This is a genomic window from Kribbella sp. NPDC055110 (assembly GCF_053607525.1).
The window spans coordinates 166,344-177,110 of sequence record NZ_JBSGTS010000015.1 but is presented as its reverse complement, the minus strand read 5'-3'; the positions used below and the strand labels follow the sequence as shown (position 1 = coordinate 177,110).

At 69.9% G+C, this 10,767-nt stretch carries 10 protein-coding genes; 9 read left to right on the top strand and 1 reads right to left on the bottom strand.

The genetic code is table 11. The annotated features are described in order from the left end of the window. The first annotated feature begins 859 nt into the window (after positions 1-859). Genes ACWF0M_RS23855 through ACWF0M_RS23845 form a run of 3 tightly spaced genes read left to right on the top strand, consistent with a single transcriptional unit; the run spans position 860 to position 3,648 of the window. On the top strand, positions 860-1,813 hold the full coding sequence (locus tag ACWF0M_RS23855; protein WP_452237899.1) for a hypothetical protein: 954 nt from the start codon (positions 860-862) through the stop codon (positions 1,811-1,813). Further along, positions 1,810-2,790 carry a hypothetical protein gene (locus ACWF0M_RS23850; RefSeq protein ID WP_452237898.1) on the top strand — a complete coding sequence of 327 codons (981 nt, stop codon included), beginning with the start codon at positions 1,810-1,812 and terminating at the stop codon, positions 2,788-2,790. Before ACWF0M_RS23855 ends, ACWF0M_RS23850 begins: the two co-directional genes overlap by 4 nt. A gap of 3 nt (positions 2,791-2,793) precedes the next feature. Further along, entirely contained in the window at positions 2,794-3,648 is an 855-nt protein-coding gene (locus ACWF0M_RS23845) for a CHAD domain-containing protein (RefSeq protein ID WP_452237897.1), read from the top strand. A gap of 1 nt (position 3,649) precedes the next feature. On the opposite strand, the gene ACWF0M_RS23840 is transcribed toward ACWF0M_RS23845, so the two are convergent. After that, positions 3,650-4,801: a DUF1015 family protein gene (locus ACWF0M_RS23840; RefSeq protein WP_452237896.1), complete on the bottom strand. Its 1,152-nt coding sequence runs from the start codon at positions 4,799-4,801 to the stop codon at positions 3,650-3,652. Positions 4,802-4,825: 24 nt separating this feature from the next. On the opposite strand from ACWF0M_RS23840, the gene ACWF0M_RS23835 reads away from it, so the two are divergent. The 6 genes from ACWF0M_RS23835 (at position 4,826) to recN (ending at position 10,698) form a co-directional block, all read left to right on the top strand. Beyond that, positions 4,826-5,932, top strand: coding sequence for an HAD-IIA family hydrolase (locus ACWF0M_RS23835; RefSeq protein WP_452237895.1), 1,107 nt, complete (start codon positions 4,826-4,828; stop codon positions 5,930-5,932). 194 nt (positions 5,933-6,126) lie between these two features. After that, positions 6,127-6,681 (top strand): phasin family protein, encoded by a 555-nt coding sequence (locus ACWF0M_RS23830; RefSeq protein WP_452237894.1) that lies wholly within the window; start codon positions 6,127-6,129, stop codon positions 6,679-6,681. 1 nt (position 6,682) lies between these two features. Beyond that, positions 6,683-7,150 carry a hypothetical protein gene (locus ACWF0M_RS23825; RefSeq protein ID WP_452237893.1) on the top strand — a complete coding sequence of 156 codons (468 nt, stop codon included), beginning with the start codon at positions 6,683-6,685 and terminating at the stop codon, positions 7,148-7,150. Between the two features lie 12 nt (positions 7,151-7,162). Continuing rightward, positions 7,163-7,978, top strand: a complete 816-nt coding sequence (locus ACWF0M_RS23820) for a TlyA family RNA methyltransferase (protein ID WP_452237892.1) — start codon at positions 7,163-7,165, stop codon at positions 7,976-7,978. Positions 7,979-8,023: 45 nt separating this feature from the next. Continuing rightward, positions 8,024-8,965 (top strand): NAD kinase, encoded by a 942-nt coding sequence (locus tag ACWF0M_RS23815; RefSeq protein ID WP_452237891.1) that lies wholly within the window; start codon positions 8,024-8,026, stop codon positions 8,963-8,965. A 2-nt stretch (positions 8,966-8,967) separates the two neighbouring features. Beyond that, entirely contained in the window at positions 8,968-10,698 is a 1,731-nt protein-coding gene (gene recN, locus ACWF0M_RS23810; protein WP_452237890.1) for a DNA repair protein RecN, read from the top strand. The last annotated feature ends 69 nt before the right edge of the window (positions 10,699-10,767 follow it).

The window sequence follows — 10,767 nt, the reverse complement described above, 5'->3', positions numbered from 1 at the left end:
GTAAACGTCTGGTGGGCTTGTTTTTGTGTTTAATTGACAGGGGTGGCCCTTAACATTTGTGGAGGGTCGGCGGCCGCCGACCAGGACGTCACCTCCGCTGCAGGGCGCGGTAACGTTTGTCCGATTACTGCTCTTCAGCATCGTTAGGAGTCCACCGTGGCTACGCCACCTCGCAATCCTCGGTCCGGTTCAGGGGACCGCCGCGGTTCGTCCGGAGGCGGCGGCCGCTCAGGCGGGTCCGGTGGTGGACGCTCTGACTCCGGTCGTTCGAACTCATCCGGTCGATCGAACTCGGGCCCTCGCTCGGGTTCGGGCGCCGGTCGCGCGGGCTCTGGAGCAGGTCGCTCGGGCTCGGGTGCCGGCCGTGGAGGCTCTGGAGCGGGTGGCGGTCGTTCGGGTTCTGGATCCGGTTGGTCCGGCTCCGGCACCGGTCGTTCTGGCCCTGGAGCTGGTGGTTCTGGTTCCAGTGCAGGTCGTGGCGGATCTGGTGCGGGTCGTGGCGGTTCCAGTGCAGGTCGCGGTGGGTCCGGTGCCGGCGGCGGTAGTCGCGGAGGTTCTGCGGGCCGTAGCGGCGGGGCGCCGAGTCGGCGGGGTGGGATTGCCGGCGGGCGTTCGGGTGGCTCGGGTGGTTCGTCGTACCGGGATCGGGATGAGAGTTCGTCCGAGAACAGGCGGGGGTTCGCTGGTTCTCGGAGCGATGACAAGTCTGCGCGGGACCCCTTCGGTGGACAGATGTCCGGCCAGGGCGGGCGGGACGATCGCTCTGGTGGGTACCGTCGCGACGATCGCGGGGGTTCCGGGCGTGGGCCCGATGCGAGTCGTGGCGTAGCCGGCTCTCGCCGAGACGACCGCGGCGGCCGTGACGACCGTGGCCGCGACAATCGCGGTGGGTATAACCGGGACGATCGCGGTGGTGCCGGCGGTGGATACCGGCGTGACGATCGCGGAGGCGATGACCGCGGCGGATTCCGTCGGGATGAGCGTGGTGGCGCCGGTGGCGGTGGATACCGCCGAGACGATCGCTCGGGTGACAACCGCGGTGGGTACAACCGGGACGACCGCGGTGGTGCTGGCGGCGGTGGATACCGGCGTGACGATCGCGGTGGTGACGACCGTGGCGGAGCCCGTCGGGATGAGCGTGGTGGTGAGCGCGGGTCGTTCCGGCGTGATGAGCGTTCGGGTGGCGGGCGTGATGAGCGTGGCCGCGACGATCGCGGCGGGTACAACCGGGACGACCGCGGTGGCGCGGGCGGCGGTGGGTACAGCAGAGATGACCGTGGTGGTGCTGGCGGCGGTGGATACCGGCGTGATGAGCGTGGTGGTGCCGGCGGCGGTGGATACCGGCGGGACGATCGCGGTGGTGATGACCGTGGTGGGTTCCGGCGGGATGAGCGTGCGGGCGGCGGGCGTGATGATCGCGGTGGGTATAGCCGTGACGAGCGTGGTGCTGCCGGCGGTGGGGACTCGCGGCGGGGGGCTGTGGGAGATGCTCGTGGGCGTGGGCCTGCTCGGGCTGGTGGGCCTGGGCGGGCGGAGCGTGGTGCGTTCCGGCGGGATGAGCGGGGAGACTCGCGGGGGCGTTCGGCGGCTGGGGATGCGCGTGGGCGTACTGGTGGTCGGGACGAGCGTGGCGGGTCCGGGCCGCGGGACGAGCGGCGTGGGTCCGGCGGGCGGGATGACCGACGGGACGACCGGCGCGATGAGCGGCGGGGTGGGCCTCGGCGGGAGGATCGGGAGGAGAGGGTCGGGCCGCGGCGGGACGATCCGAAGATTCCGGAAGGGATCACGGGCGCTGAGCTCGATCGTGGTGTGAAGGCTGAGCTTCGGTCCTTGCCGCGGACGTTGGCGGATCTGGTGGCGCAGCATCTGGTGGCATCGGGGCGTTTCCTCGACGACGACCCGGAGCTTGCGTACCAGCACGCCCGCACTGCGCGGCGGTTGGCGGCTCGGCTCGGTGGTGTGCGGGAGGCCGTGGCGATCACGGCGTACCTGGCTGAGCACTACGACGAGGCGCTCACCGAGTTCCGTGCTGTACGGCGGATGACGGGTAATCACGAGGTCATCGCGATGATGGCCGACTGCGAGCGGGCGCTCGGGCGGCCGGACAAGGCGCTGGCGTTGCTCAAGGACAAGCATGTTCAGGATGTGTCGGAGCCGACGCAGATCGAGCTGCTGATCGTGGCGGCCGGGGCGCGGCGCGACAAGGGGCAGACTGCGGCGGCGGTCCAGATGCTCGACGTGCCGGAGCTGACCAAGCGGACGCGGGCTGAGTGGTTGCCGCGGTTGCGGTACGCGTACGCCGATGCGCTGGCGGAGGCTGGGCGGACCGATGACGCGCTCGTCTGGTTCCACCGGGCGGCTGGCGTTGATGGTGACGGTGTGACGGGTGCGGCCGAGCGGGCTGCGGAGCTCGAAGGCCTCGAGTTCACCGACCTCGACGACGACGAGACCGACGACGACGAGGACTTCGAGGACGAGGACACCGACGTAGCCACGGACGCGGACGACGACGAGAACCTCGACGACGAAGACGGCCTGGACGTGGAGACGGACGAGGCGGACGACGCCGACTTGGACGACGAGGACGATGAGGACGACGAGGACTCGGACGACGTCCTTGACGTGGACGCCGATGAGGCGGACGACGCCGACTTGGACGACGAGGACGATGAGGACGACGAGGACTCGGACGACGTGGACGTCGACGACGACGAGGATCTCGACGGCGGCGACGTTGTGGGTGTGGAGGGTTCTGCGGTGGTTGGGGAGTCCAAGGGCGGCGGGGAGTAGGGCGTGGGCGCGCTGGCGGGCGATGAGCCGGTGGGGGTGCTGGTAGGGACCGCCCTGGTCACGGGTGCGCGCCGGCTCGAGAAGTCTGTGGGGATGGTGGAGAACGCCGAGGACGACGCGATCCACCAGGTACGGGTGTCCTGCCGGCGGTTGCGGAGCGATCTGAAGCTGTTCCGCAAACTGCTGGCCGGCGACTGGGCGACCGAACTGCGCGTCGACCTGGCCGCGCTCGCGCAGGCCTGCGGCGAGGCCCGGGACCTCGAGGTGATCGCGGCGCTCGTCCGCGAGACCGCCAACAGCGAGGACAACCAGGAACACGTCGACACGATCCTCACCACGCTCACCCTCGGCCTGGAGCGCGCCGCGGCCCGCTCCGCCGAGGTGGTCCTGGGAGAGTCCACCAAGGACCTGCTCACGACCATCGACGCCGTCGCGGCAGCCCCCGACCTCAACGCCATGGCAGAACGGCCCTGCGGCGAGGTACTACCGCAGCTCCTGACATCCGCCACCGAGGCGTTCACGCAGGCAGCCGACAAGCTCAAGCCCTGGACGTCCGACGACGACTGGCACGAGGTACGGCTGCTGGCGAAGCGAGTCCGGTACGCCGCCGACACCAGTGCCGCCGTACTCGGTGAAGAAGCACGGACGACCGCAGCGCACGCAGCGACGTACCAAGAGCTTCTGGGGCAGCACCAGGACCACTGCGCTGCGGCTGACGCTCTGACTGCCATGGCTGTCGACGCAGCGGCTCAGGACGACCCGGAGCTCTCGTTCACCCTCGGACGGCTCACAGAGCGCCACCGGGCCGCTCGCAAGCCCCTCCGCGAGCAGTTCCTCAGCCTGTACCACCGTCCCTGAGTTAGAGCGTCCGGAACAGCAGCCCCACCCGCGGCTTTGGGCCGAACGAGGTGGCCTTCTGTGGCAGTACGACGCCTTGCGCGGCTGAACGCAGTACCTGGTCCATCCGGGGTGCTGCGAGCTCCACAGCGAGCTGCTGAGGGCCAGCCAACGCCAGTGCGTCCGAGAACGTGTGGTGGAAGCTCAGGTCCTCTTCGACCACACCCCACGCCGGAAACAGCACCTCATGCAGCAGCGCGACCGTGGGCGTCTCGGAATCGGTGTGGAGAGTCAGCCAGCTAGAACCGTCCGTGACCGAGATGCGGTCCGGGTCACCCGTCACGCGACCAGGCTGCATCTGCCAGCCGGACGGCGTACGCGACTGCACTGTCATCAGGTCCAGACCCGGTACGACGCGGTGGATCGGGTCCAGCGTCAGCGGGTGCCGGATGTAGTCGACCAGCATCGCCAGACCGGCCTCTGCGGTCTGCCGGTATGGTTCGCGCAGCTGACGCTCCAGGTACGCCGCATACCGGTGGTGCCCGTCCGCGATGACCGCCTCGTGTTTTGCCAGCTCCAGCTCGATGGTCTCCAGCACCTCTGGGTCGTCGATCCGCCAGATGCGGTGTTCGGCGCCGTTGTACGTCTCCGCCTCCACCCACGGCTCACCGGACCGCGCCGCGTCCACAGCATCACTTGCTGCGCCACCGTCGGCGTACGCGAGCAGAATCGGCTCCAGGTCGGCGTCTGTCGCCTCCATGAGCTGCAGCCGGTCGTCCACCCAGTGCGGCATGACCTCCTCGTGCGGAAGCACCACTTGCCGCGTCGGGTCCAGCCGCAGCGACCCGACGAGTCCGCACAGTAGGGCGCTCCCCAGGCGCTGCTCGTACACGTACAGCGCGGGCCGCTCGTCCTGCACCACCACACCGTCCCGCTGCCAGCCGGCGAGCCGGTGAGCGGGTTCGTCGTACCGGCCGCGGCCGAGGTCCGGATCGCGTGGAAGGATGAGCCTCACCATGTTGTGCAGATCAGAATCAGTCAGCCGCCGGACGATGGCGGGTTCCAGCACGTCGTACGGCGGCGAGGTCACGGCGCCGAGCGCGCTGACCTTGCCCGCGACGAACCGCCAGGCACGCAGTGGGTCGAGTCTCAGCACCCCCCGAGGATCCAGCATGCGCGGAATCGTACGGGGTGAAGCGTGAGCGCGGAACGCACAGCGCCGGAGCCGCTGTCGGCGTGTGACGAACCGCTCGCGACCCGGTACGACGTGGCGCTGCTGGACCTCGACGGCGTCGTGTACGTCGGGCCGGATCCGGTCCCGGACGCGCCGGAGAACCTGCGCAAGGCCGCCAAGGAAGGCATGCGGATCGGGTACATCACGAACAACGCGAGCCGGCCGGCGGCGGTCGTTGCCGAGCATCTCGCGTCGTTCGGGCTGGACGTCATCGCCGAGGACGTGGTGACGTCGGCGCAGGCGGCGGCGAAGCTGATCGCGAGCGAGTTCCCGAAGGGGTCTCCGGTGCTCGTGGTCGGCGGCGAAGGGCTGATCGTCGCGCTCGAGGAGTACGGGCTGACGCCGGTGCGGACCAGCGACGCGCAGCCGGTCGCCGTCGTCCAAGGCTTCCACCCGGACGTGAACTGGGTGATGCTCGCCGACGGCGCGCACGCGATCCACGAGGGCGCGAAGTGGTTCGCGACCAACCTCGACCTGACAATCCCCACCGCGGCCGGCAAGGCGCCGGGGAACGGCACGCTGGTGCAGGCGGTCCGGGCCGCGGTCGACGTGGACCCCGTCGTTGCCGGGAAGCCCGAGCCGCCGCTGCTGGAGACGAGCATCGAACGGCTGGAAGCCAAGCGCCCGTTGATGATCGGGGACCGGCTGGACTCCGACATCGAGGGTGCGAACGCGGTCGGGATCCCGAGCCTGTGGGTCGCGACCGGCGTCAACGACGCGTACGACCTGGCGCGGGCGCCGAAGAACCAGCGTCCGACGTACATCGCCGCTGATCTCGGTGCGCTGGCTGAGAAGCAGCCCGGGGTGACTGTCAACGGCTCGAAGCACACGTCGGCCGGGTGGACCGCCGAGGTCGTGAACAACGCGGTCACGGTGAAGGGCGAGGGAGCGCCGTACGACGGATTGCGCGCGATCCTGTCCGCGGTCTGGGCCGCGGTCGACGCTCCTGCCGAACCGGCGAAGCCGGCCAAGGCCACCGCCCGCGGCCGCCGGCCCCGCCCCAAGCCCGCGCCGACCGCCGACACCATCACCCTGGACGCCGCCCTCCACCGCATCGGCCTCGACCAGTAGCCCCGCGGCACACCCGCCGCTCACAACTTGAGGGGATATCCCTTCGGGTTGGGGGTTCTCTGCTCGTATGCCAGGGGAGAACCCACAACGCCGGGGGATATCCGTTCGTGTGGGGATGGGGGTTGCGGGGTGGGCGGGGTGGTGTTGGGGCGGGGAGGCGATACCGTTGCTGGGAACGATGCGAGGAGGCAGTCATGGTGATGGACGCACTGCGCGGCTACGTACAACTGGCGAACGGGTTGACCGAGGTCACCAAGCAGAAGGCCCAGGCCGCTGCGAAGGCGCTGCTGCAGCAGACCGGGGCGGACGCGCTGACGACCAGGGCGAGTGACCTGGCCGACGAGATCGTTGCCACCAGCAAGAGCAACCGTCAGCTGCTGCAGGCGATCGTGTCGAACGAGGTCGAGGGCGCGGTTGCGCGGCTCGGGTTCGTCCGCTCCGAGGAGGTCGCGGCGCTGACCCGGCGGGTGAAGGCGCTCGAGTCCGAGCTCGCCGAGGCGCACGAGGCTGCGGCTGAGCGGGTCGCTGAGCCGGGTCCGGTCGACGAGGTGATCGAAGCCACTGCGGTCGAGGACGCTCCGGCGCCTGCCAAGAAGGCGGCGAAGAAGGCTCCCGCGAAGAAGGCGGCTGCCAAGAAGACCGCGCCGGCGAAGAAGGCTGCGCCTGCCAAGAAGGCGGCGGCTAACAAGGCTGTCGCGAAGAAGGCGGCCAAGAAGGCTCCGGCGAAGAAGACGGCGAAGAAGGCCTGACATGACCGAGCATCCCGGCGAGCAGCTCCCACCGGACATGGACCCGGACGTCGAGCCTGGCTTCGACCCGTACCAGTCCGAGGAGACGCAGGCGCACCCCGACTACGACACCGAGCCGGGCGCCCAGGACGTGGCCCAGGACGTTGCGCAGGAGGTGGTCGAGCACGTGGATCCCGCTGCGGTCGAGTTCGGTCCTGAGTTCGCGCGCGCCCCGGGGCAGGAGTACGAGCACTCCTTCGAGGCCGCCTCCGCCGAGGACCCGGCGTACGAAGACCCCGCGTACGAGGACCCGGCGAGCCAGTCCAGCGAGGAAGAGGGCGGTCATCCGTTGGTCGAGGAGACGATGGCTCGGTTGGACGAGTTGCGGGAGAAGCCGGTGAGTGAGCACGGTGAGGTGTACGCCGACCTGCACGAGCGGCTGCAGACCGCCTTGGTCGAGGCCGACGCCGAGCAGGGCGACCGGAGCTAGCGGAAACCTCGAGTGGCCAAGGGAGTCAAGCGGTCGCGGCTCGATGCCGAGCTGGTACGGCGTGGGCTCGCGCGCTCCCGTGAGCACGCGAGCGAACTGATCGCGGCCGGCAAGGTGAAGGTCTCCGGGGCCGTTGCCGGCAAACCCGCGACCGGGGTGGGTGCGGATGCGCCGATCGTCGTCGACACGTCCGAGCACGAGGACCCCGGCTACGCGAGCCGCGGCGCGCACAAGCTGATCGGCGCCCTCGAAGCGTTCCCGGGTGTTCAGGTCAAGGGCCGCCGTACGCTCGACGCCGGTGCGTCCACCGGCGGATTCACCGACGTACTGCTGCGCAACGAGGCGGCGCACGTGATCGCCGTCGATGTCGGGTACGGCCAGTTGGTGTGGGCGTTGCAGACCGACGAGCGGGTCACCGTGATGGACCGGACCAACGTCCGGACGCTGACGCTGGAGGACATCGGTGGTGAGCCGGTTGATCTCGTGGTCAGCGACCTCAGTTTCATAAGCCTCACGCTGGTGCTGCCGGCGCTGCTCGGGGTGGTGAAGCCGGACGGCGAGCTGGTGCTGATGGTGAAGCCGCAGTTCGAGGTCGGCAAGGAGCGGCTGGGCAAGGGCGGCGTGGTCCGGGACCCCGAACTGCGCGCCGAAGCGGTCCGGACGGTCGCCGCCAAGGCGCACGCCCTGGGCTGGGGAATCGAAGGCGTAGCGGCCAGCCCGTTACCTGGACCGTCAGGAAATGTCGAATACTTCCTGTGGATACGCCGGGAAGCACCGGCCCTCGATGAGACGATGCTGCTGACCGCCGTCGAGCGCGGACCGCAATGACCGACCGGGGCGGTGGGGCGGGAATGCAGGAGAGTGGAGGCATGGGTGGCTGAGCACGAGCCGCGGCGCGTGCTGTTGGTGACGCACACCGGCCGGGAGCAGGCGGTCGAGGTCGCGCGTGAGGCGCACCGGCTGCTGACCGACGCCGGGGTGCTGGTCCGGCTGCTCGGTGGTGAGGCCGAGGAGCTCAAGCTCGAACCGGTGGAGATCGTCGACGACCCGGAGAAGGCGGCGAACGACGTCGAGCTGATCATGGTGCTCGGCGGCGACGGCTCGATCCTGCGCGGCGCGGAGCTCGCCCGCCCGCACGGTACGCCGGTGCTCGGGGTGAACCTGGGCCACGTCGGGTTCCTGGCCGAGGCCGAGGTCGACGACCTGGAGCGGATCGTCCAGGTGGTGGTGGACCGCAGCTACACGGTCGAGGAGCGGATGACGCTGGCGGTCGACGTACGGCTGGACGACGACCTGATCTTCGAGACCTGGGCGCTGAACGAGGCGAGTGTCGAGAAGGCGGCCCGGGAGAAGATGCTCGAGGTCCTGGTCGAGGTGGACGACCGGCCGCTGTCCCGGTACGGCTGTGACGGCGTCGTGGTCGCGACGCCGACCGGGAGTACGGCGTACTCCTTCTCCGCGGGCGGACCGATCGTCTGGCCCGAGGTCGAGGCGATCCTGATGGTGCCGCTGAGCGCGCACGCACTCTTCTCCCGGCCGATCGTGGTGGCGCCGACGTCGCGGCTGTCGATCGAGCTGGTCCCGTCCTGGCACGGGCGCGGCGTGCTGTGGTGCGACGGCCGGCGGATGGTCGAGGTGCCGCCCGGCGCCGAGATCCAGGTACGGCGGGGTTCGACGCCGGTCCGGCTGGCCCGGGCTCACGAGGCGCCGTTCACCGATCGGCTGGTGGCGAAGTTCGACCTCCCGGTGCTCGGCTGGCGTGGGGCCGCCGAACGCAAACGCAACGGCAACGGCAACGGCCAACAGGAGAACTGACAATGCTTTCGGAGATCCGCATCACTGGGCTGGGCGTGATCGAGGACGCGACGTTGGACCTCGACCCGGGTTTCACCGCGGTCACGGGTGAGACCGGTGCCGGCAAGACGATGGTCGTGACCGGGGTGAACATGCTCCTCGGCGGCCGTGCGGACAGCGGTCTGGTGCGGCACGGGACGCGCCGGGCGCGGGTGGAAGGGCGCGCGAGCAACGTACCGCGGGCGATCGTGCAGCAGGCCGAGGACCGTGGCGGCGAGCTGGACGACGACGAGTTGCTGATCGCGCGCGAGCTGTCGTCGGAGGGCCGTTCGCGCGCCTTCCTCGGCGGCGCGTCCGTCCCCGTTTCCGTGCTGGGCGAGGTTTCCGGGGATCTCGTCGCGATCCACGGTCAGGCGGACCAGTGGCGGCTGTTGCAGCCGGCGCGGCAGCGCGAAACGCTGGACACCTTTGCGGGCAAGGCGGTTCTGGTGCCGCTGCAGGAGTACGCCGCCGCGTACAAGCGGCACCGTGAGGTCGAGGCCGAGCTGATCGAGCTGACCACCCGTGAGCGTGATCGCCTCGCCGAGGCGGACCTGCTGCGGTTCGGTCTGAACGAGATCGCGAAAGCGGAGCCGCTGCCCGGCGAGGACAGCGAGCTCGCGGCCGAGGAGGATCGCCTCGCGTACGCGGACGGTCTGCGTACGGCGGCCACGAACGCGGCGGATGCGCTGGCGTCGGAGGACCTCGACTCGACCCGGCCGAACGACGTACTCGGACTGCTCTCGTTGGCGAAGCAGGTGCTGGACGCCGAGCGCGACCACGATGCGAAGCTGGCCGAGCTGGCGGACCGAGCCGGCGAACTGGGCTACCTGGCAGCGGATCTGGCCGGCGAGCTCTCGTCGTACGCCGCCGATATCGACACCGATCCGGCGCGGCTGGCTGTGGTGAGTGAGCGACGTTCCTTGCTGCACGGGCTGGTGCGCAAGTACGGCGGCGAGCAGGGCACCGTCGACGAGGTGCTGGACTGGACGAAGCGGTCGGCGAACCGGCTGGCCGAGCTCGACGGCAGCGACGAGCGCGTCGAGCAGTTGACGGTCGAGCTGGCCGAGCTGGACGCGAAACTCGCGGACCTCGGCCGGCAGATGCGGGACGCCCGGATCGAGGCGGCCGCACGGCTCGGTGTCGCGGTGTCCGAGGAGCTGACCGGGCTGGCGATGCCGCACGCGAAGCTGTCGGTCGAGGTGCACGAGACGACCGCCGGCCCGTTCGGCATCGACGAGGTCGAGTTCTGTTTCGCGGCGAACCCGGGGAGCCCGGCGCGCCCGCTGCAGAAGGCCGCATCCGGTGGTGAGTTGTCGCGGGTGATGCTCGCGCTCGAGGTGATCCTGTCGGACACGCACCCCGTGCCCACGTTGGTGTTCGACGAGATCGACGCCGGGATCGGCGGCCGCGCCGCGGTCGAGGTCGGCAAGCGGCTGGCCCGGCTGGCGGAGAAGACCCAGGTGATCGTGGTGACGCACCTGCCGCAGGTCGCCGCGTTCGCGGACCGTCATGCCGTCGTACTGAAGAGCGACGACGGGTCGGTGACCACGAGCGGTCTGGTGGCGCTGGACGACGACGCGCGGTTGAAGGAACTGTCCCGGATGATGGCCGGGCTGGAGAACTCGGACGCCGCGCAGGCGCACGCGGAGGAACTGCTCGCGCTGGCCGCCGAACGGCACAAGCCGCGCCGGAAGAGTCGTTCCAAAGGATGATTTGACGCCCCGAAACACACATAGTCACCGTTAATTCGGTGCGTGAACAAGGGCCGGGCCGGGTAAATG